The following is a 21,909-nucleotide window of genomic DNA, read 5'->3' on the forward strand; positions in this document are numbered from 1 at the left end:
AGATAGATATGGAGGTTAGTAGTGAGATGGGAAGTGAGGTGTATCCCGTTTGTCTTCCTTGGGAGGAAGAGAGCACGATGTATTTAATTAAATGGATTTTCACTACCGTCCGGCGCGAAATTGAAACAGCACTGCGCCCTTTGGGGCTCACCTCCCCACAATCGCAGACGCTCTATATACTGGCGATGTCGCCTGGAGTCACCAATACGGATTTGGAAAAGCTATTGCTTATTGATAAATCAAGCGTTACCAGCCTGGTTAACGGGATCGTTAAGAAAAACTGGGCAGTACGCAAAAGTCACCCGGAAGATGCACGAATGAAGCAAATCTATTTGACTGAGGAAGGTTTGGAGATTCACAAGATAGCTGAACGTACCATTGAGGCAATTAAAAGCTCGGTAGGTGAAACGTTATCTGTCGGAGAATCGGAGACGCTGCGCGGCCTGCTTAAAAAAATTCTCCACGATTACCGTTATGCAAACACCCGCGTTTGAGCGGATATATAGAGAGTTTGCCCGGATAGGGATATTCAAAAGCAGTGAAATACGATCTTAGATAAGAGGTTTACAGGAGAGGGAGACAACCAAATGATAAATGAACAAACTTATCCCAATGCGGATAAGCTTATGCGTGTGTTAGCTTTCACACTTGTTTTTTCAGTGATGAACGCTTTTATGTTTAATGTAGTTATGCCTGTGATTCGGAAGGAGTTTCATATTAGTGCTTCCGATGTAAGTTGGCTGCTGACTGGCTATATGATCGTGTATGCGGTTGGCTCGGTGACCTACGGCAAATTGGCAGATAAATATCGTCTTAAGGATTTGCTGACGTTTGGGATTATCTTTTTTGCACTGGGTTCGCTTATTGGACTGTTGGCCAATCAATTTTGGATGCTCATTGTAGCTCGTTTGCTTCAAGCTGCAGGGGCTGCTGTTATTCCGGCAACTGCTATGATCGTCCCAGTCCGTTATTTCTCGGCTGAAAAAAGAGGACGTGCTTTGGGCGTCACAGCAATCGGCTTGGCGTTAGGTACTGCACTGGCTCCGATTATTTCCGGTTTGATCACAGGTTTTGCAAGCTGGCGTTTTTTGTTCGTCATTTCCATGCTGCCACTAATCGCATTGCCTTTCTTTCGTAAATATTTGGACGATCAGCGTGGAGAGGATCAGAAGTTCGATTTTCTTGGTGGATTATTGCTGGGTGGAACAGTAGCCTTCTTATTACTTTCGATTTCGCAAACCAATATGATGTTTTTTCTGGTCGGTATGGTGTTATTTGCACTGTTTATATGGCGCATTAACACTGCGCATGATCCATTCATCCAGCCGAAGCTGTTCCGTAACAAGCAATATTCATACGGGCTGCTTATCGCTTTTTTAGGGACGGGGATTAGCTTTGGATTGCCGTACTTGGCACCGCAGTTTCTGAACAGTCTCAATCAGCTTACGCCGGCAATAATTGGACTGGTTATGTTTCCGGCTGCTATTGCTTCGGCTCTATTGGGTAAAAGAGGGGGGCGTTTGGCGGATAGTAAAGGAAATTCGTTTCTCGTCTATACAGCTGTATCGCTTTTGTTCATCTGTTTTATCAGCTTGTCTACGTTTGTGGGTGCATCTCCGTATCTGATTTTATTTTTGCTTATTTTCGGAAACGTAGGTCAGACCTTCATGCAAATTGCCATGTCCAACACGATTTCTCGTACCTTGTCGAAAGACCAGATTGGTGTTGGAATGGGGCTGCTATCTCTGCTGAATTTCATTGCCGGCGCGATCACGACAAGTATTTTGGGCAAAACGCTGGATAGTTCGTCGTCCTTTCATTTGAATCCTGTCGTATCTAATGTGCAGGTGTTCAATTTTAGCAATATTTTTACGGTGCTTGCACTGATTGCGCTTGTGACGATGGGACTTTATGCGTTGCAATTCCGAAGGGGTTCACGCCGTAATACGCCTGCTGTTGAACAAGGATAAACATTTGATGCAAACTCATGCCAAAACAAGGGTATAATATAGAAGGAAAAGTTCATCTATGGAAGGACGGAGTGTCCGGCATGACAAGAAACCTTCAATATGTACCCTATGGTTATGAGCCTCCGATCGAGACGCATAAAGGGACCATGGTCTACTATGATACGTTTGAGCAGATTACAGCCAGAGAGCTGGAGCTTTTTGCCGAAACGGGGGCTGCATTATCTTTTACAAAGCTGGTGCTGTATCCGCTACATGAAGAAACCGTCAGAAGAATGTGGAAGCAGCCGGTACGTTCGTATTACAAGCGGGTGGATGAGCTGGGAGAGTGGCAGCGGGAGCAGGCTTTGAGTGCTGTTGTGATTGAGAGTTGGGAAGGTAAGCGTAAAAAGTATACGCCGATTGAAGCAGCCATCCGTTTTTTGGCGGAAAAGTATACGACCCCACTTTTTTTGTACATGAGTCCTGAAACTGCAAATTTGTGCGCTTCCTATGCATCGTTTGGAGAATGGATTAGAAATGTCAGATTGCTGCTTTCGAGCGTACCCCAGGAACTTCATCCGAAGCTTGCACAGTACCGTAATCGCTGGAACACGGTCGAAGAAGCGACAAACCGTGACTCTAAGGTTGACAAAGCGGAGCATGAATTATAGAATAGAACTAATCGTAAAAATTACTATTGTAATTGTATACCATGTATTCCAATTAAGGAGGAAGAGAAATGCGCGTAATTGTTACCTTGGCATGCACCGAATCCGGTGATCGCAACTATACAACAACCAAGAACAAAAGAAATCATCCGGAGCGTCTTGAAATGAAAAAATACTCTCCGCGTCTGAAAAAGTACACGATCCATCGTGAAACTAGATAATTTGAGGCTTGCTATATAGCAACCTGAATGATCCTGCATCCTGAACGGAGCCTGTAATTCTAATGAATATGGGGCTTCATGAAAGGAGCTGCGGCATGATCTCTCCAGTTAACGATGAAGAAATCGTGTTAAGTTTGCAAAAGCCTGCGTTATGGAACCGGCGAAAACTTGAATTAGTCCAGTGGACAGAGCGTCCAAAGTTAAAGCTTGCACCTAAGAAAACGGCTTTTTATCAAGGCTGTATGATAGATGCCGAGCTACATGGCACGCTTTGCCTTTTGAATCGAAAGCACGTGGCTACCGAGTTCTCCTGTGCTGGTGTCAGCATTTGGGACGAGCCGGAGGACCATTCACTATATGCTTATATAACGATGAAGGCTGACGAAAGATCCGGAGCGTTCGTGCAATGGGCGATGCGATATATGCGGCATCGTTTGCTTGTCGTTTACGAGCTTGAGCGCAACCGTTATGATCTGTCGTCTTTTTTTCTGGGACATAACCGTTCCTTTTGCCAACTGATGGAGTATTGCGCCAGTACGTTTGAGTTTGAAACTAAAACTATATGAAAGATTAGGTGAAACTAATGAAAAAAGATATTCATCCAACATTGAACAAAGTTATCTTTTTGGACCCTAGCTGTGGATTTACTTTCCTGAGTGCTTCCACTAAATATTCGCAAGAAACGATGGAATGGGAAGATGGCAACACATACCCAGTTATCCGTGTAGATACTAGCTCCGCTTCCCACCCGTTCTTCACTGGTAAACAAAGAAACGTGGATATCGGTGGCCGTGTGGATCGCTTTAACAAAAAATATAACCTTAAGTAAGAACAGTCGAGCGTTATGTTTATGGATTATGCTAATAATCCGTGAACATCGCTTTTTAAAAAACCTCCTGCAGATGCAGGAGGTTTTTTTGTCTTAATCTAGACCTGTCATTTATAGCGAAATGAAGCACTGTTCCCATTGGTCGGTAATGGATGCTTTGTCGAGCTGCTCCCCAATGAGTGTGACATATCCCTGACTCACGGGAAGTGCAGTAGGCTGCCACTCCAAGTGATTTCCTGAGAATTGCAAAAGCATTGTACCTTCCTGAGGAAGCACGCAATAACCTTTCGCTCGAAGCAGCGAGGAACCTAACCCGGTTAGAAAGTTTTCTAATCGTTGTTTTTCGAGTGGCTGAGGAGAATATTGATGCAGCGTTAAGCTCTCCAGACGGGAGAACGAATGAGGCTGCTTAGGATCGTGGTCATGACTGTGTGCCGAAATAACTTTGAAAGCCGTACTTCTGGAGACGCTACTGGGTCGTCCGATACTTTTGACGGGAATGGGGACGAACGGTGCATCAGTGAGCTGGACCTGTGCAGGTGCTGGTTGAGGTGTCTGTGCAGGTTTCGCGGCAACGGATGTGGAGGCCAGAACAGGCTCTAGTAGTGGTTCAAGGTCAACCCGGCTATATTCAGTAGTTTGCAGCTTGGCCGTATCGTTGAGCTTGCGGATGCTCTTGACGACCTTCGTCACTTCACGGCTGCTTGCTGCATCCGTCTTGTTCACCACAATGAAGTCTGCGGTGCGCAGCTGTCCGTGCAGGGTGCGAACCAGTTCTTTATCAGCCGTAAAGCGGCTATTGTATTCATGGAACAGCTCAGCATCCACAACACTGATGCTGTGAACCTGATAAAGCCGATCTGCCAGTAGGGGGGAGCGAAGCTCCTCAAGTACTTGCTCGGGGTTGGCTACCCCGGTGGTTTCTATGAAGATCAGATCTGGCTCCTGGCTGAGCAGGGTATGCAGAGCCCCTGCCAGTTCATCTCTTTTGCTGCAACAAATGCAGCCTTCTAGCAATCCTTCTACTGTTACGTCAGGCATTTCCTCTGAAATTATAGCGCTGTCTACATCATATTCACCCATTTCGTTCATTAAAACAGCAGCACGAAGGGGAATTTGGCGGGTATGGGCTAACAGGCGCAAAAGCAGTGTTGTTTTGCCGCTTCCAAGAAAACCACTGATTAAAATAACAGGAACTTTGTTCATCATTTTTCCTCCTTGGTGGGTTTAGTGTACTGTGTTCAAGCGATCAAAGGTAGCTACCGAGTCTGCTTGGGTATAGACATAAGGGGATTCTGGCTGCTCGACAGCGGTTATTTGTTCGGATCGAATTTCAAGTACGGGAGCGTTGCCCTTTTGTGTGGCATGCAGTGTTCCTTCAATGGTCACCCAGGTATCCTTGTCAAAAGACGGGGCTTTCTGGGATTGAACGATGATCCCGAAGGGCATGGCATCGGCAGTACAACACATGACGAGGAATCTACCTACTGCAAATAGGCCTTTACCTGGCAGGTTGTCGTCTTTATAGACAAAGCCGGTCACCTGTACTTTTTTTCCTTCAAAAGCTTGTTTATATAATTCAATGGCTCCAATAGTTTCGGAAAAAATCTCCGGCTTGATCTGTATGATAGGTTGCTGATACAGGCGTTTTGCCAGCTCAGCGAATTCTACATTGTACTTATCAGGCGGAACGAACAGCTTATCCAGCGTTTCCTGACTCCATTTTCCCTCTGGAGGGTACGAAGTTGGGACAGAAGATGCAGTTGATAAAAGGGAGGAGGTGGATGCTTTCGTGGTCTGTGTATCTGTTTTTCGTCGGATATCCGGGTTGGGATACGTGAAGGACATGCCTTTTTTGGCGGCCATATCACTACCAAGTGCCTGATTGGGCAGCAGAGAACCGAACAGGAGCGGGATGAGCAGCATTCCATATACGAGTGTTTTTTTGAACCAGCTTTGCGGCAACGGATGCTCACAATCACATACGTCCTCACCGTCCCGCTCTCCAACGATTCCGTGCCATGCCATCGCCAATGCGATGAACAAGAGTGGTACAGGACAGAGTAGGAGCAGCTTTTGCATATGGGGAGCTAGGTAGTAATGAAGTGCATTCGTACGGTTTAATGAGATAATGTACACAGCCAATCCGATCAGGAGCAAGGAGCGCATGCCGTATTGCCAGCGAATGCTAAAGGTTGAATTCACGTTTGTATTCACCTCCCCAATAACCATTCAGCAGCTATAGAACCCACTAGGACGAGTGAAACAATAAGCAAGCCCAGGATGGCGACAAATTTGGTGCGGAAGGTGCTTAGCAGCATGAGCGTGCCTTTGAAGTCTAGCATCGGACCGAGTACAAGAAAGGCTGCCAGCGGACCCAGTGTAAAGGTATGTGAAAAAGCAGTGGCTACAAAGGCATCGGAGGTGGAACACAACGACAGTATGTAGGCAAAACCCATCATAAAGGCGTACGCTCCGACCGTTCCGTTGCTCAACGAAAGCATTTCATCGCGTGGGATGAAGGTTTGAATGCAGGCTGTTAATAATGCGCCGATAATGAGATATTTACTCATGTCCAAAAACTCGTCACCAGCATGTACAAAAAAGCCCCGCCATGTGCGAGTATGCCGATGAGTCTGATTGTTCTGCTTTTGCTGGTTAAAAGAGAGCAACGACCGTTTGAGCGGATGCACTCGCACAAAGGCATACACGATCAGCCCGATGATCGCGGAGACGGCAAAAGCCAAACCCATTCGAACGGCAGTGACCTCTGGATGGGAAGGGAAAGCCATCATCGTCGCAGCCAGTACCACAGGATTGATAATGGGCCCGCTTAAAATAAAAGTGATACCCATATAGGCAGGCATTCCCTTGAGCATTAATTGGCGAACGACAGGGATCATGCCGCATTCACAGATGGGAAACAGCATACCTAGTAAGGAGGCCAGCAGGACACCCGGTACAGGATGCGCAGGCGCTATTTTGCGAATCCATGTCTCCGGTACAAGCCACTGCAAAAGGGATGAGACGAGCACACCGATAAGGAGAAACGGAACAGCTTCCAGAAAAATACCCATAAATACCGTTTTTAACGGTTGCAGCTGCCCCATATCTAACAAACGAAGCCACTGGGGAGATAGCGTGACAAGCACAGGGATGAGAAAGGCAAACGGAATCATAAAAGGCAGCATCTTCAACAGCGTACTGTTTTTCATTCCACGTCTCCTTGGGAATAAGGGTTCTTATCTACAGCCTATGTCTGTAAGGGGACAATCATGCTCGCTGGATTATGCTTGTATCACCTCCTATATTGACAATTCAAAGAGTGGTCGTATATATTTATGTTTATTATTAGTAATAATTACGATTAATTTTTGATAAAGGATTGCAAGAAGGAAATTTTTACGGTACGATCCATATTAAATGTTGCAAAGACAAGGAGGGGTTATATGATACCGATTGTTGTTTTATCCGGTTTTTTGGGTAGCGGTAAAACCACTCTTCTTCAGCATGCGCTGGCTTACTACAAGGAGAAGGGCCTCAAGCCAGCCATTTTGATGAATGAGTTGGGTGATGTTAATCTGGACGGCAGTTTGGTGAATGGCCAAGCACCCATGAAGGAAATGCTCAGCGGTTGTATATGCTGTACCATTCGCGGGGATTTGGGCGTCGAGCTCATGAATCTTGCTGAGGAATATAAGCCGGACGTGATTATTGTAGAATGTACCGGAGTGGCTAACCCGATGGAGATTGTAGATGCAGTGACAGACGCCTCCATTTATTCTTCTATGATTTTACAATCCGTTATCACGGTCATAGACGCGCGTCAATTTCTGGATTTTGCCTTGGGGAACGAGAGAAGTAAGTCGCTTCGTTTGATGCAGGATCAGCTTCGGTGCGCTTCCAAACTGATTATTAACAAGACCGATCTATTGACTGCGGGCGAGTTACAGAAGGTACAGGCCCTCGTAAAAGAGTTAAATCCATATGCTCTGACTGTGAGCACGCAACGAAGTGACGTGGACGCGGGTATTTTTTTCTCCACTCAAGGAGAGGAGCGTATGGACGTTTCGCGGCATAAGGAATCCGCAGTTGATATTGAGAGTGGACATCCTCATTCGGAAAATCATTTGCACACGTATGATCATGATAACCATACAGACCATCAGTCTCATGATCACCATGATCACGCCCATGACCACGAACATGGGGAGCATTATCATTCCTACGACCATGTAGTTGTTCACACGCATTTCTTTGGACAACCTGTGCGACGATCCGAGTTTGAACAGTTGTTCCGCAGTTTGCCAGCTGAAATTTACCGGGCCAAAGGAATTGTGCGGTTTCTGGAATCAGAGGGCCAGATGATGTTTCAATTTGCCTATCGGGAGCTGGAAATCATTCCGATCCGCCCGCAAAAGCCAGTGAACGATGTAGCGGTTGTCATGGGTGAGAATTTCTCTGCTTCCGAGATCGAGGAACAATTGAGAAAGCTGGAAACGGCCGAAAAGCCATTGAGTAGTTCATGACTTCGAGAACGAGCAACCTTAATCCATCAAGACCCAATCCATCACAACATAATTCTCGCGCACACCTAGCTGGCAAGCCTACTTGGGGATTTACAACAATTCTGCTGCTGACTGCTGGGCTGTTGCTTTCGGTCACACTCGCGGTTATGCTGGGTCCTGTAGCTGTCGCACCGGGGACGATATGGCGAATTGCACTGTCCCATCTTCCCTGGCTGGACCAGTGGATACCCATGACATGGACCAAGCCTGAGCAATATATCGTTTGGGAAATCCGCTTTCCACGCGTGCTGCTAGGTGTTGTCGTAGGAGCAGGACTTGCTGTTACAGGGGCGACTATACAGGCATTAATTCGTAATTCGTTAGCGGATCCCTATATTTTAGGAGTCTCGTCTGGGGCTTCGGTAACAGCCACGTTGGTGATTGTGTTCGGAGCTTTCGGATTTTTAGGACGACTTGCGCTGCCTTTATCTGCTTTTATAGGTTCGTTAACTGCAATGTTTATGGTGTTCGCGTTAGCCCGTGTGGCTGGGAGCATATCGACGACCCGCTTATTGCTGGCAGGGGTGGCGGTGTCTATGATGCTGTCGGCTGTGACTAGCTTTATCGTTACGATGGCCCCGAATGAAAAAGGCATTCGCGATGCGATGTATTGGATGATGGGAAGTCTGGCAGGTGCTCAATGGGACACGCTTTTTATTCCAAGCCTCATTGTAGCCGTTGGAACGGCTGTGCTCCTGACCCGATACCGTTCGCTGAATGCTTTGCTAACGGGTGAAGAGACCGCAGTAACGCTCGGTGTGAACGTACAGGCGTTCCGCGTATTACTAGTTGTTGTGGCGTCTCTTTTAACCGGGGCAGTCGTTTCAGTTAGTGGCTCGATTGGCTTTGTCGGGCTTATGATTCCGCACATCGTTAGGCTGATAGTGGGATCAGATCATCGGCGTGTACTGCCCGTCAGTTTGTTGGCGGGAGCTATTTTTGTCGTGTGGGCTGATGTATGTGCCCGGCTCGTGCTGGCTCCACAGGAGCTGCCGATTGGTATTGTGACCGCTGTGTGCGGAGGACCCTTTTTTGTGTGGCTGCTGCGTCGTAGTTCCTACTCGTTTGGAGGCGAAAAATGAATATAGAAGTCGAATGCGTGACCTTCAGTATTCACGACAAACGGCTGATCGACGGCATCTGTCTCCAGGTAAAAGCAGGGGAGCTGGTCGGATTGATCGGTCCGAATGGCAGCGGGAAATCGACGTTGCTCAAAAATATGTATCGTGTGCTAAAGCCTGACAGTGGTTTGGTTACGTTGGATGGCGAGGATATGCTGCGGATGAAGTATAAAGAGACGGCACGACAAATGGCAGTGGTGAGTCAGGATGCGCCGCAAACGTTTGATTTTTCAGTACGGGACATCGTGCTGATGGGTCGCCATCCGCATAAGAAACTGCTGGAAGCAGATACTGTCGTCGATCATGAACTGGTCGAGCAGGCGCTGGAGCGGGTAGGCATGAATGCTCAGGCGGATCAGGGCTTTGCCACCTTGTCTGGCGGCGAAAAGCAACGGGTATTGATCGCCAGAGCTTTGGCCGGGCAGGCGAAATTTCTTGTTTTGGATGAGCCGACGAATCATCTGGATATCAGGTATCAGCTGCAAATTTTGGATTTGGTCAAAACACTTCGGATAACTACGCTAGCTGCACTACATGATTTGAATTTGGCGGCATTTTATTGTGATCGAATGTATGTATTAAAAGAAGGCAAAGTGGTAGCCTCTGGCATAACGGAGGATGTGCTTCAGCCAGACCTGCTATGGAGTGTATTCGGTGTGGAGACAGAAATCTGCATTCATCCAAAAACCGGGAAGCCGAATATTACCTTCTTACCGGATTCTCTCAGGAGAGGAGGCTATCCATAACGTCAACAGAAAAGGTGATACGATGAGGTAAGATAAACTACAAATAAAAGAGGAGACGGTACATATGAAAAAATATAGCAAGCCCGCGTTACCGCTGGTTATGCTCGCTTTGGCGATGATGCTGTTGTTATCAGCCTGCGCAGCAGGAAACACGGCTCAAACAAGCGATCCATTGGCAAACGGGCAGCAACCTGCCGCATTGCAATCGGCAACCAATAAGACGTCGGTAGAGCTTGAGAACATGGGCGTTAAAATGGCATTTCCCGAGGCGCCCAAACGTGCGGTTACATTGAACCAGCATGCAACTGAGGTTATGCTGGCTCTTGGACTGGAATCCTCTATGGTAGGAACTGCGTATTTGGATGATCAGATTTTGCCAAAATATAAGGCTCAATATGACAAAATCCCGGTACTGGCCGGACAATATCCATCCAAAGAGGTGTTTATGGCCGCTGCACCGGATTTTGCCTATGCGGGCTGGAAGAGTGCCTTTAATGATAAAAATCTGGGTTCCCGTGAGGAGCTAGCCAAACAAGGGGTGCTGACCTATGTACAGGAATCCTCCAATAAACCGGGTCCCACTTTAGAAGATGTGTATCAGGATATACTAAATATTGGGCGTATTTTCAGGGTTGAGGAGCGTGCAGAAAAGCTGGTAAATGACATTCGTGAACAAGTGCAGTCCATTCAGACTCAAATTGGTGTTGTTGAACAGGCACCCAAGGTGTTTGTCTATGACAGCGGAGAAGACAAGCCCTTTACGGCTGCCAACAATTACCTAACGTCTTTGATTGAAATTGTGAAGGCGAAAAATATTTTTGATGATATCGACAAAAGTTTTACCGAGGTAAGCTGGGAAGAGGTTGTGAACCGTAACCCTGATGTGATCGTCATTCTCGACTATGGTGATACTTCACTGGCTGATAAAGAGAAGCTGCTCCTGAGCAAGCCTGCGCTGGCTGGTGTGGAAGCGATCAAAAACAAACGGTTTATAGTCCTGCCATTATCCGCGGCAGCTGAAGGTGTACGTGCACCGATTGCACTGAAAACCTTGGCTGAAGGCTTGTACCCGGACAAAATGAAGTAAACAAACAAAAGAGTTGCCAAAACATTGACGAACCTTGCCTAAACTGTTAAACTTGCTAATGCGTAAAGGTTACGTTTATCAAACGCTTATTTTTTTATTACCAAATCGTAATAATTACGGTAGATGGTTTAATGATCATAAACGACCTGGAGAATCTGCGCAAATGATGATCGCTCAGATGGCTCCAGGCTTTTTAAAGGAAAAGGAGATTTGCGTCATGTTATTGGCCTCATTGGAACAGGTCACATTTGGCTACGGAGACGTTCCTAACTTGGTGGATGCCAATGTTGAAATTTTTTCGGGAGAATTTGTGGCTATTACCGGACCGAATGGTGCTTCCAAATCAACCATGCTCAAACTATTGCTCGGCTTGCTTCAGCCTTGGAAGGGCAAGGTGTTTATGTCTAACCGTACAGGTGAAGGCAAAAAGCTCGTTGTCGGCTTTGTATCCCAACAAATTGCTGCTTTCAATGGCGGATTTCCAAGTACGATTTTGGAATTTGTCCGTTCAGGAAGATATACTCACGGCTCTTGGTTACGCCGTATGCGGTCTGAGGATCATGATCTGACTGAGCAGGCGCTGCGTCAGGTAGGGATGTGGGATTTGCGTCACCGTAAAATCGGCGAATTGTCGGGTGGACAGAAGCAACGTATTTGTGTGGCAAGAGCGCTCGCTCAGGAATCGGATTTGCTCATTTTGGATGAGCCCACGACCGGAATGGATCAAGAAAGCCGCCATCACTTCTATGATCTGATGAATCAGCAGGTTAAGGAATATGGAAGAACCGTGGTCATGGTGACCCATGGACTATCGGAAGTACAACATTATCTGGATCGAATTATTGAGCTTGAAAGGAAGGAAGATGGCGGATGGAAATGCTGCACTACGACTTCATGCAGCGGGCATTTTGTGCCGGTGGGGTAATTGCACTGCTGGCCTCGGTGCTTGGAGTATACCTGATGCTGCGGCGTCAGGCTCTCATGGCGGACATGCTATCGCATGTATCGCTGGCAGGGGTAGCAGCGGGTGCCTATTTAGGCATTAACCCGACGATAACCGGATTTATTGTTGCCGTAATCGGCGCGATTATCGTTGAATACGTCCGCAGGTCTTATAAAACATATAGTGAGATATCTGTGGCTATTATTATGGTAGGTGGCCTCTCGACGGCCGTTATTTTAATGAATCTGAATCAGAGCATCAACAAAGGGTTTTCCGCTTATTTGTTCGGTTCGGTCGTAGCGGTCAATCAGACAGAGCTGATGTTGATGATTGTAGTGGCTGTGATCGGAGGTATTTTCTTTTTTGTATTCCGGCGTCCATTGTATCAGATTACCTTTGATGAAGAAACGGCGAAGACTAATGGTCTTCCTGTCAAGTCCATCTCATTTGCATTTAGTATTTTAACAGGAATGATTGTAGCTGCTGCAATGCCGATTGTCGGTGTGCTGCTTGTCTCCTCACTCATCGTGCTCCCCGCGGCGCTGGCGATTCGAATTGCACCGAGCTTCGCGGCAGCCATCTGGATATCTATGGTCACTGCATTGATCGGCGTATTTATGGGTTTAACAGCATCGTATGAACTCAGTACACCCCCAGGGGGGACGATTGCCATGGTGCTGTTATTATTCCTGATTGTAGGAGCTGGTATTCAAAAGCTGGTCCGTAAGCTGGGCAAGCAACAGGCTTCCCGACGGAAGAATGCGACAGGCCAGTGAGTGTAATTACAGTGAGAATAACTAAAAAATCTAACGCATAAAGGAGTAATGAATATGAATACATGGTTCAAAAAATCATTTGTATTGTCTGCGGGACTAGCACTTATTTTATCTGGCTGCGGAGCCAAATCTGATAATACAGCTACAAATGCTTCCCAAACCGAGCCGAATGCGGCACAAACAGCAGACAAGCTGAATGTGGTCACCACTTTTTATCCAATGTATGAATTCACCAAGCAAGTTGCTGGAGACCATGCTAACGTAACCGCGTTGATTCCTGCTGGTGCTGAGCCGCATGACTGGGAACCGAGCGCCAAAGATATGGCACAGGTTAAGGATGCTGACGTATTTGTTTATAACGGTATTGTCGAGGGTTGGGCAGAACAGGCTTTGAGCAGCGCGTCCAATGATAAGCGTGTTGTAGTTGAAGCGAGCAAAGGATTGAACCTGATGGAAGGCACGGCTGAGGAAGAAGGAGAAGAAGCGCACGCAGAGGAAGGCCATGATCACGATCATGTGCTGGACCCTCATGTATGGCTTAATCCAGTCTTGGCTCAAAAAGAAGTAGAGTCCATTGAAGCAGGGCTTGTGGCAGCCGATCCGGCAAACAAAGCTGATTATGAGAAAAACGCTGATGCTTATATCGCCAAGCTGAAAGAGCTGGATACCGAGTTCAAAACAGGTCTGAAAGATGTAAAACGTAAAGACTTTATTACGCAGCATGCTGCTTTTGGTTATTTGGCTAAGCAATATGGTCTGACCCAAGTACCCATTGCCGGATTATCTCCGGAACAAGAGCCTACACCAGACAAGCTGGCGGGTATTATCAAATTTGCTAAAGAAAATAATGTAAAAACGATTTTCTTCGAAACTCTTGTTGATCCCAAGGTCGCTGAGACCGTAGCTACTGAAATCGGTTCAAAAACCGATGTACTGAATCCGCTCGAAGGATTGACGGATGAAGACAAACAGAAGAACCTGGATTACCTTGGTGTGATGAAAAACAATCTGGAGGCTTTGAAAAAAGCTCTGAATGAATAAGGAATTCTTAAACGAATAAGTTTAAAAACTGACGTCGGAATGATACCGGCGTCAGTTTTTTTGTACTTTTTTGGCTAGTGCTCTAGATACAGTAGATATATAGTCCTTTGTAATTTGCTTTTCAGAAATGATTTACGTCATTGTGAAACGTTTTTTTGAAAACTAATCCTGTAGTAGCTAGTTTCAAATTTCTTTTATAATTCATTGGTAGCGTTTTTATTTTTACAGATTCTTTCTATTAATATTACTGGTTTTTCCACCGATATTGAAGTTTGGGCGTGCATATCATTTGACAACGGATTGGAGAGGTTAATTTGGCAACAGTTATAGTAGTGGATGACTCTTTATTTATGCGTTCTGTGCTTAAGGATATTCTTTTGGATTTAGGTCACGCTGTTATCGCGGAAGCAGAAAATGGGTATGATGCTGTTTTGAAATACGCACACTTTCGTCCCGATTTAATCACCATGGATATTAATATGCCTAAGATGGACGGACTTGAGGCTGTTAAAAAGATTGTAGAGCTTGATCCCCAAGCCAACATTTTGATGTGTTCTGCTTTGGGGCAGCAGGAAGCGATTATAAAAGCATTTCAGGCAGGTGCAAAAGACTTTATTGTTAAACCATTTGAGATGGAAAGGGTCGTGAATGCAGTCACAAAAATGTTGGGGAGTTAATGAATCAAGATTTTTAATACATAAATATTGAACATGTTGAAGCGAGAATTCCATGCTTATTTTCACGAATATGGAGATGAATAGGATGAGCAATCGAGTGTTGTCTCAAAAAGTATTTATAGACGAACTGATCGCTACGATCAAGAATGGAGGGCTTGTCCCTGTAAATTATGAACACCTCGTCAGCGAACAAAGGCAAAGAATGGATGCTCTTAACAATGAACTTACCCTTCGTATTGAGGGATTAGAGACCGATTTGATCTCTGCTTCGACACATTCCATTCCTTTTGCCAATGGCGAAATTATGTTTCTTGCTCGCTATATTGTACTCATTGGGGATCATACCGAGGGATATTTTGTGTTCTATCGAGCAGAAGACTGTGAAAGTCCAGAGGAATATCAATTTTTAACAAGCTCTTATCAACTTCCACATTTATTACTTGAATTATCTCTTTCTTTAAAAGAACATGGTACTAATGAGCCGCTTGATATTCTTACTTATTGGAATGGCCCTGTCTATCCGCTGAAAGATTTGAATAAAGAAGATATTAAGCTATCCACCTATGAGTTTTAAAGCGAGGAAATAGGATTAGGGGCATCGACGTTTGGTAATTACTTATACAAAGGAGTTGAAAAATCAATGATTAGTAAAGTCGGGCAAATTATGTTGTATGTAAATAACCAGGATGAGGCACTGGATTTTTGGACAAAAAAAGTTGGATTTAATGTAATTTCTGAAGAAAATAATGGTCAAGGAATGAGATGGATTGAAATTGCTCCGACAAAGGGTGCAGAAACAAGCATCATTCTCCACAATAAGGAATTCGTTGCTAAAATGTCGCCTGAATTAAATCTCGGTACACCTTCTTTAATGTTTTTTTCGGAAAATCTGGATCAATTATATGACGATTTATCAAATAAAAATGTCAAAGTCGGAGAAATTGTAACTATGCCTTTCGGAAGAATATTTAACTTTGCAGATCATGAAGAAAATTACTTTGCTGTAAGGGAACAAACTAAATCATAAAAGGTAACTTTTAAGTTCAGCTTATATTGTTATGAATTCCCTTGAGAGAGTCAAATCCCTCAGGGGATTTTTTTACATTGATAATCAAACGCATGTTCGCATATAATACAAACAAACGTTCTGATAAGGAGTGAAGGATCATGTTGGAAAAATACGTGGGGCAGATCGTGGAAATCGTGTATTTGGATCGGAAGGGCAAACTGTCTCATCGGCGTATCGAGGTGCATCGTGTGCAGAATGGCTTGATACGAGCCACCTGTTTACAGACAGGCCAGCCACGTGTTTTTCGATTAGATCATGTATTGGCATGGCATCCGGTAACCAGAACAGCATAGGAGGGGCTTACGATGGGGAAAAAGCTTGAAGGAAATGGCATATGGGAAAGCTCGCGCATGATTTTGCCAGAGCATCGGGAGGCATATTTAAGACTGATGAAGGAGCAAGGAAGGCGCGGCAAGCCAGCACTGGACGATCAGGAAATGCAGCAGATTGAACAGGCCATTATCGTATCCTATAACGAACGTAAGCCTATTACGCTAAAAGTGTTCAATCCATTTGATGATGAGGAGCTGCGTGGACTGGTCACGGTGATTAACACAAGTCGGCGAGAAGTGAAGCTGTCCCGTGGGGAAGAGGATTTTAGCTGGATAAAGTTGGAGGAAATTATCGAGGCGGATATATAAAAACAGTCTGACTAAGTCGGAGTGTTTTTTACATTTGTCCCGCCGTTTTTTAAAATTAAGATTGTAGCTCTATGAATCCATATTTAAAATAAAACTGTAATTGCAAAAGGAGGAGTTCAATATGAAAATAAGTAAAAATAATGCTGAACATTATATATGGGGAGATCAATGTGATGGTTGGCGCTTGGTGAAAAATAATGATTTGAGCATTATTCATGAGCGGATGCCCAGAAATACACATGAGGTCAGACATTATCATCATCATGCGCGCCAATTTTTCTTTATTTTATCAGGTACAGCGGTACTTGAAGTCGATGGTGAACGAATCCAATTAGGATCTCAGGAAGGGTGTGAGGTTCCTCCTATGGTGCCTCATCAAATGTTTAATGAAACGAATCAGGATGTTGAATTTTTGGTTATTTCTCAGCCTGCGAGCAGAGGTGACCGGGTTCTGGCCGAAAAATAATATTTTGGAGCAGACATGTTCCAGCGAAGGTTGACAAGTCTTTTTTAGTACCGTATAGTGCTAAATATGATGAAAAAAAATAAAATCACAAATCGGGATGTTGTTCTGCGCATTGCCACCTCATTGTTTCTTACCCAAGGATATCATGCAACAAGTATGGATGAAATTGTGGCTGTGAGCAATGTGTCCAAAACGAACATTTACTATTATTTTAAAAGTAAAGAAGAGCTACTTTCAGCCATTCTGGATCAACTGATTCAAACGTATAATGAGATGATTTATGAAATTGTTTCGCGTAAGGATCAGTCTGTTCAAGAACGTTTTGAAATCCTTCTTCAATTGCTGACAGAGCAAGAGACAGATTGTTTAGGAGGCTGTCCCTTTATTACTCTTTATACGCAAATGCCTCAAGATAGCGCCTTGTTTCGGAATAAAATAAGCCAGTTTTTCCAAAGCCAAATCACTACCGTAGAAATATTGCTGAACGAGGGAAGGGAAAGATTAGAGATTCAGGCTGAACTTCCTGCGAGGTCGACGGCCCAATTCATCGTCTCGGCCATTGAAGGTGCGCTCTTTCTGCAGCATGCAAGCCAGGACCCGAGCATACTCGAAAATTTAAAATTTACTTTAGCACTTCTGCTAAAGTGATTTTTTTAATCTTCATTAGTACTATGAAGTACTAAAAAATAAAAAAGGCAGGTTTCGTATATGGCACATATCTTTATCACGGGCGGCACAGGATTTATCGGCATGCATACGTTACGGCAACTTTCCGAGGAGGAACACACTATTACCGTCCTGGTTCGTTCGCAGCAAAAGTGGGAACAAATATGCAGACAAATGGATTTGGAGACAGCATGGCATATCGGGAAATTAACACCGGTTATTGGCGATTTGAGTATACCTGCTCTAGGATTAAATCCTGTTGACAGGCAACTCGTGGAGACAGCAGATGTGATAATTCATGCAGGAGGTCCGATGGATATTCTGCTGGGAGAGGAGGATGCGAGAGCAGCTTTTCTACAAGCGGCAGAAGAATTGATAACGTTGGCTACACATATTCATGCGAGCAAAGGGTTACGACATTTTATTCATTTGGTTGGGTACAAAAGCCCTTTTAATGATCATAACTGGATTACTCCCGAGCCGGTCATCGCTCATTTGGAACAGGCACCTCCATATGAACGGATGAAATTTTTGGCTGATTTGCGTATCCGTCAAGGAGCACACAAGGAAGGATTTCCGCTTTCGGTTGTCCATTTGAGCGTTGTCATTGGTGACTCAGAGTCTGGGGATACGCCCCAAACTGGTGGGCTAGGCATTCTCGTAGGTTCTACAGCGCGCAAGCTTATGGGACTTGTCCCCGGCGGAAAATCTCATTGGCTTCCCTTGGTCCATGTAGACCATGCAGCCGAATTGATCAGTGTTCTTGCGAAGGAATCACATCCTGCTAGTGAAACATACTACTTGATGGATGACAGGCAGCAGAGTCCAACGATGATAGAGCTGGGAACGAATATGGCGAAGGAGCTTCGTGTCTGTAAACCGCTCGGTTCGATTTCGCCAGCTTGGCTAACCAGTATACTGGGTACTCCTCTGGGCCAAAAGTTAGGTATTCCGAAGGAATCACTCGATTTTATCGTGGATGTGGACTACCCACTGGATGCAGCACGAGAGATTCAACGTAAATACGGGTTGTCACAGGCGATGAACAAAAGCGTGTTCCCATTTGTTATTACTGATCTTGATTTCAGGATTGCTCATTCCACCATAGATACAGATGGATATGTCCGCAACAGACGTGGGCCATTAGCTACACTGGAGCGAAGGGTGAAGAATGGAAATCCAACGATCGTATTAGTTCACGGTACTTTCAGCGGGGCAGATTGTTTGATACCGCTGGCAAATCAATTTCCGGAATCCTCTGTTTGCTTGGTGGATCTTCCCGGTTTTGGCCGTTCCCCATACCATCATAAGGAGAATGTACTAGAAGGCCACATTGAATCGTTAGTGCAGGCTATTCAGGCTTTGGAAACGCCAATCTGCCTTGTAGGTCATTCGTTCGGCGGACTACTAGCTGCTAAGGCATGGGAACGCGTACCTGAGCGTATCAGTAGCTTACACCTATTGCAGCCTGTATTGCATACTGCTCCGCGCAGATATCGGAGCGCACGAATTACGGAGATTATGCTAGGCAGACTCAGCGAGTCAGTCTTACGCAAGCAATTGCTTGCGCAGACTTGTTTTGAAAGTATCGACGATATCCCGTCAGCATACGTCACGTATGTTCTTGAAGAAATGCGTTCCCCACGCGTAAGAAAGACGACTGCGCAAGCCCTAACCATGCTAACGAAGTCCGATAGCTTCCGGTCGGTCCCTGAGATATCCGAAAGAATGTATAAAGAGGAGGTTTCGATTCTATGGGGTGTGAAGGATCAGATCTATAAGTTGCCCGAGCCATTTCATGCCCTGCATACGCTGAATATTCCGGCAGCTCATCATTTTCCGATCTCGCAACCGGAACGAACAGCGCAATATCTAAAGCAGCACATAGGACAGAATAACGTTAGTGTATAAAAATAAAACCAGCCTAGCACATATAAATCAAGTGCAGACTGGTTTTTTATCAATAAATGTCCTTAGCATCTGCTGGGAGAGCTTTTACGTGATGGAGATAGTTTGTAACACGTTGATCGTCCAGAGTCGGATATTTGTAACCATAATGGTTCGCCACTTCCAAGGCAACTTCTCTAAATAAATTTCCCATGATCAAAAGAGACTGCCACATATGTTCATAATCTGCATCCGCAAATGTTTGGATGTAGGCTGTCCAATGTTCAGGCTCAAGGTGGTTCTCGAAATATTTTCCCTGTTTACCCGGATCTGCCGCGAAGTCTGTTCGTATACCAATATGCCATTCCAGCATCAAGTGAAGCGCATCTCTAACAGGCCGATCCAGCATAAATTTAGCATAGGGCAGCTCTTGTCGCCATAATCCTTTAGCCACATAAGTACTGACCCACCAGAACTCGTTGCAGGAATTCGTATAGACATGGGCAGTTGGAGGTATCGTCTTATAATCTTGAAGACTTGGCGGTGGGAAAGGCTCCACAAGCCCGTCTTTATCCAGCAGCAGTACACTTAAGCTGTCTCGGGTCCAATTGGCGATGTTATTCGCAGGGTAGAGTGTAAGATCTATGCGATTGCCGTCCGTAAATAACATGAGAAAAGCAAAACGATCACGGGGCATCGGAGTAGGTTCCATATGCTCATCGGGCGTCTGCATAATGATCAATTCACCAAAATGGTTGATCCAGCGACGTTCCTGAATAAAGCTGTCCATGGAGGATACGAGAAAGACGATATCATAATCCTGAAAAATGTCCCGTGGAGCATGTGGATTGGCGTGTGAACCATTCAGAATCACGGCACGTACCCGTTCGTCCTCTTGAGCAAAATGGAGAATGGTATGAAGCATTTCATGTTCACTTCTCATAATAGTTGTCTCCACAAGCGGTATCTAAAGGAGAAAAACGTGGACAAGGGAGAAATAGAAATAATGGCCACTAGCTCAAGGATCATCAAGGAAAACAACCTCCTGTAAGTTCTTTTATCTGGGAAAAGTCTTCTACCCTTACAATAGCCTATACACAGAAGCCATTCAATTGTGCTGCCGAGGCCTTCTTCATTACTAAAAGTACACTTGACCGAATTGTATGTTTTATCCATAATGAAGCGAGGCATCAAGTACAGACCATCTTAGAGCCTAATCCTCTAATACGTTTAAAGGAGTGATGATGTTTGAATACGAACAAACAAATCAAAAAGCTTATGAGAGGTTTATGTATTTAGATGAATAAGAAAGAATCTCTCATAGGCTTATGGGAGGCAAATCGGACAGATGTGTGCTCATCACATGATTCAAGGAATAGAACTTGCGGAATCTTATTTTTATAAGGCATTCGGTCTTTTTAATACAATGAAGCACCACATATCGATTCAAGGTGTCATTAGCGGCACCATACCGGGTAGAATTTTTTTATCCAATGATGGGGCGACCGCCCGCTTGGGGAGGATATCGTAGCAATAGATCGTGAACTATTAAAGCAGCGGCATCTGATCGTAATTGTAGAGGTGCTGAGCTTCAAGACTTGGTACCTACCGCAAGCATATGCGGGCTCATACCAATTACGGATTCCTGTTCTTCAACCTGCCGTGCTATATCCAGCAAACGGCTACGATGGGAAGGGATGGCCCACTTCTCTTCAAATCCGGGTGCAATCCAGACGGGTCCTTCCACGCCCAGTACACGAGGCTTCGGCAATCCAGCCGCCTCCCAGTCTGCGCGCAAGGCATCCGGTGTATGGAAGTAGGAGCGTGTGAGAAAAGAGGGATAAGCAGCAGGGCGCACATGCTGACCGTCTGTTAGCTCCTGTCTGACCATATCCATGAACGCATCTTCCTCCACAATGGTATTGCACTCACCGTACACCGATAGCCCCCACAGTAGCGAGCCAAACCTGGAAATAGCTGAAGTAATCAGCGTTCCGCCCTTCTTTAAGACACGCGCCGCTTCTTGCAGTGCTTTTACTCGATCCTTCTGTTCCGTTAAATGATATAAAGGTCCCATCAATAGCACGATGTCCGCGCTTTCATCTTTACGATCAAGATTTCTGGCATCCGCGGTTTCCAGCTTGCTGATGATGGGTTTATTCAGTTGCTGCTGACGAGCGAATTCAATGGCTTGGGAAGATAGATCAAATAGATGAACTTCGTATCCCAGCTCCGCCAGCCATAAAGAGTAGACCCCTACACCGCCGCCGATATCGTAAATAACATGAGTAGACTCCCTGAGATAACGTGAAATGATTTCTTTTGATCTTTCCAGTTCTATTTTTCCGATGCCTCGCTCTAACCTGCCTATTTCTGCACCGCCATCATAATAAGCCAGAATTTCATGCGTATCTTTTTCAAGCATAGCGCACCTCATCTCAAGTGATTGGAATAATATAACATTATCACTTACATCATGAACAAGTCTACCGTGTTCAGGATTAAGAAACCATCGGAAGCATTGGGAAAGAAAAAAGCTGTTCCCCAGTAGCTA

26 protein-coding genes are annotated in these 21,909 nt (G+C 45.3%); 21 read left to right on the plus strand and 5 right to left on the minus strand.

Annotation, left to right across the window (positions count from 1 at the left end):
• The first annotated feature begins 26 nt into the window (after positions 1-26).
• From KAI36_RS11250 to KAI36_RS11275, 6 genes are all read left to right on the plus strand, one after another.
• Entirely contained in the window at positions 27-494 is a 468-nt protein-coding gene (locus KAI36_RS11250; RefSeq protein WP_013310113.1) for a MarR family winged helix-turn-helix transcriptional regulator, read from the plus strand.
• Between the two features lie 93 nt (positions 495-587).
• Positions 588-1,970 (plus strand): MFS transporter, encoded by a 1,383-nt coding sequence (locus tag KAI36_RS11255; RefSeq protein WP_220027757.1) that lies wholly within the window; start codon positions 588-590, stop codon positions 1,968-1,970.
• An 80-nt stretch (positions 1,971-2,050) separates the two neighbouring features.
• Positions 2,051-2,620 carry a hypothetical protein gene (locus KAI36_RS11260; protein ID WP_220027758.1) on the plus strand — a complete coding sequence of 190 codons (570 nt, stop codon included), beginning with the start codon at positions 2,051-2,053 and terminating at the stop codon, positions 2,618-2,620.
• Positions 2,621-2,688: 68 nt separating this feature from the next.
• Positions 2,689-2,838, plus strand: a complete 150-nt coding sequence (gene rpmG, locus KAI36_RS11265) for a 50S ribosomal protein L33 (protein WP_007430271.1) — start codon at positions 2,689-2,691, stop codon at positions 2,836-2,838.
• A 95-nt stretch (positions 2,839-2,933) separates the two neighbouring features.
• On the plus strand, positions 2,934-3,404 hold the full coding sequence (locus tag KAI36_RS11270; RefSeq protein WP_069079659.1) for a hypothetical protein: 471 nt from the start codon (positions 2,934-2,936) through the stop codon (positions 3,402-3,404).
• A 17-nt stretch (positions 3,405-3,421) separates the two neighbouring features.
• A complete protein-coding gene (locus tag KAI36_RS11275; protein ID WP_013310118.1) occupies positions 3,422-3,667 on the plus strand; it encodes a type B 50S ribosomal protein L31 in 246 nt (81 codons plus the stop codon).
• A gap of 111 nt (positions 3,668-3,778) precedes the next feature.
• On the opposite strand, the gene KAI36_RS11280 is transcribed toward KAI36_RS11275, so the two are convergent.
• Genes KAI36_RS11280 through KAI36_RS11290 form a run of 3 tightly spaced genes read right to left on the minus strand, consistent with a single transcriptional unit; the run spans position 3,779 to position 6,882 of the window.
• Positions 3,779-4,876, minus strand: a complete 1,098-nt coding sequence (locus KAI36_RS11280) for a CobW family GTP-binding protein (RefSeq protein ID WP_220027759.1) — start codon at positions 4,874-4,876, stop codon at positions 3,779-3,781.
• Positions 4,877-4,894: 18 nt separating this feature from the next.
• A complete protein-coding gene (locus KAI36_RS11285; RefSeq protein WP_220027760.1) occupies positions 4,895-5,872 on the minus strand; it encodes a TIGR03943 family putative permease subunit in 978 nt (325 codons plus the stop codon).
• 8 nt (positions 5,873-5,880) lie between these two features.
• Complete coding sequence (locus tag KAI36_RS11290) at positions 5,881-6,882, minus strand: permease (RefSeq protein ID WP_220027761.1); 1,002 nt, start codon at positions 6,880-6,882, stop codon at positions 5,881-5,883.
• A gap of 234 nt (positions 6,883-7,116) precedes the next feature.
• Between KAI36_RS11290 and KAI36_RS11295 the strand changes: the two genes are divergently transcribed.
• The 15 genes from KAI36_RS11295 (at position 7,117) to KAI36_RS11365 (ending at position 19,379) form a co-directional block, all read left to right on the plus strand.
• On the plus strand, positions 7,117-8,196 hold the full coding sequence (locus KAI36_RS11295) for a CobW family GTP-binding protein (RefSeq protein ID WP_220027762.1): 1,080 nt from the start codon (positions 7,117-7,119) through the stop codon (positions 8,194-8,196).
• Positions 8,193-9,317 carry a FecCD family ABC transporter permease gene (locus tag KAI36_RS11300; protein WP_220027763.1) on the plus strand — a complete coding sequence of 375 codons (1,125 nt, stop codon included), beginning with the start codon at positions 8,193-8,195 and terminating at the stop codon, positions 9,315-9,317. The genes KAI36_RS11295 and KAI36_RS11300 overlap by 4 nt, the downstream gene beginning before the upstream one ends.
• Positions 9,314-10,102, plus strand: a complete 789-nt coding sequence (locus KAI36_RS11305) for an ABC transporter ATP-binding protein (RefSeq protein WP_220027764.1) — start codon at positions 9,314-9,316, stop codon at positions 10,100-10,102. The genes KAI36_RS11300 and KAI36_RS11305 overlap by 4 nt, the downstream gene beginning before the upstream one ends.
• A gap of 64 nt (positions 10,103-10,166) precedes the next feature.
• A complete protein-coding gene (locus KAI36_RS11310) occupies positions 10,167-11,189 on the plus strand; it encodes an ABC transporter substrate-binding protein (protein WP_220027765.1) in 1,023 nt (340 codons plus the stop codon).
• A 217-nt stretch (positions 11,190-11,406) separates the two neighbouring features.
• Positions 11,407-12,114 carry a metal ABC transporter ATP-binding protein gene (locus tag KAI36_RS11315; protein ID WP_025724201.1) on the plus strand — a complete coding sequence of 236 codons (708 nt, stop codon included), beginning with the start codon at positions 11,407-11,409 and terminating at the stop codon, positions 12,112-12,114.
• Positions 12,060-12,908, plus strand: a complete 849-nt coding sequence (locus KAI36_RS11320) for a metal ABC transporter permease (RefSeq protein WP_023988405.1) — start codon at positions 12,060-12,062, stop codon at positions 12,906-12,908. The genes KAI36_RS11315 and KAI36_RS11320 overlap by 55 nt, the downstream gene beginning before the upstream one ends.
• A gap of 54 nt (positions 12,909-12,962) precedes the next feature.
• Positions 12,963-13,949, plus strand: a complete 987-nt coding sequence (locus KAI36_RS11325) for a metal ABC transporter substrate-binding protein (RefSeq protein WP_220027766.1) — start codon at positions 12,963-12,965, stop codon at positions 13,947-13,949.
• 314 nt (positions 13,950-14,263) lie between these two features.
• Positions 14,264-14,626 (plus strand): response regulator, encoded by a 363-nt coding sequence (locus KAI36_RS11330; protein ID WP_023988407.1) that lies wholly within the window; start codon positions 14,264-14,266, stop codon positions 14,624-14,626.
• 85 nt (positions 14,627-14,711) lie between these two features.
• Positions 14,712-15,200: a hypothetical protein gene (locus KAI36_RS11335; protein ID WP_220027767.1), complete on the plus strand. Its 489-nt coding sequence runs from the start codon at positions 14,712-14,714 to the stop codon at positions 15,198-15,200.
• A 66-nt stretch (positions 15,201-15,266) separates the two neighbouring features.
• Entirely contained in the window at positions 15,267-15,653 is a 387-nt protein-coding gene (locus tag KAI36_RS11340; RefSeq protein ID WP_220027768.1) for a VOC family protein, read from the plus strand.
• Positions 15,654-15,793: 140 nt separating this feature from the next.
• A complete protein-coding gene (locus tag KAI36_RS11345; protein WP_013310131.1) occupies positions 15,794-15,988 on the plus strand; it encodes a hypothetical protein in 195 nt (64 codons plus the stop codon).
• 12 nt (positions 15,989-16,000) lie between these two features.
• A complete protein-coding gene (locus KAI36_RS11350; RefSeq protein WP_013310132.1) occupies positions 16,001-16,336 on the plus strand; it encodes a YolD-like family protein in 336 nt (111 codons plus the stop codon).
• 121 nt (positions 16,337-16,457) lie between these two features.
• Positions 16,458-16,802, plus strand: a complete 345-nt coding sequence (locus tag KAI36_RS11355; RefSeq protein ID WP_025724206.1) for a cupin domain-containing protein — start codon at positions 16,458-16,460, stop codon at positions 16,800-16,802.
• Positions 16,803-16,868: 66 nt separating this feature from the next.
• Positions 16,869-17,450, plus strand: coding sequence for a TetR/AcrR family transcriptional regulator (locus KAI36_RS11360; RefSeq protein ID WP_258382281.1), 582 nt, complete (start codon positions 16,869-16,871; stop codon positions 17,448-17,450).
• Between the two features lie 60 nt (positions 17,451-17,510).
• The gene (locus KAI36_RS11365; RefSeq protein ID WP_220027769.1) at positions 17,511-19,379 is read left to right on the plus strand and encodes an alpha/beta fold hydrolase; all 1,869 of its coding nucleotides are present in this window, start codon (positions 17,511-17,513) and stop codon (positions 19,377-19,379) included.
• A gap of 49 nt (positions 19,380-19,428) precedes the next feature.
• On the opposite strand, the gene KAI36_RS11370 is transcribed toward KAI36_RS11365, so the two are convergent.
• Positions 19,429-20,298, minus strand: coding sequence for an aminoglycoside 6-adenylyltransferase (locus KAI36_RS11370; RefSeq protein ID WP_220027770.1), 870 nt, complete (start codon positions 20,296-20,298; stop codon positions 19,429-19,431).
• 648 nt (positions 20,299-20,946) lie between these two features.
• On the minus strand, positions 20,947-21,780 hold the full coding sequence (locus tag KAI36_RS11375) for a class I SAM-dependent methyltransferase (RefSeq protein ID WP_220027771.1): 834 nt from the start codon (positions 21,778-21,780) through the stop codon (positions 20,947-20,949).
• Positions 21,781-21,909 lie beyond the last annotated feature (129 nt).

Source organism: Paenibacillus sp. S02 (assembly GCF_019454065.1).
Taxonomy (GTDB): Bacteria; Bacillota; Bacilli; order Paenibacillales; family Paenibacillaceae; genus Paenibacillus; species Paenibacillus polymyxa_B.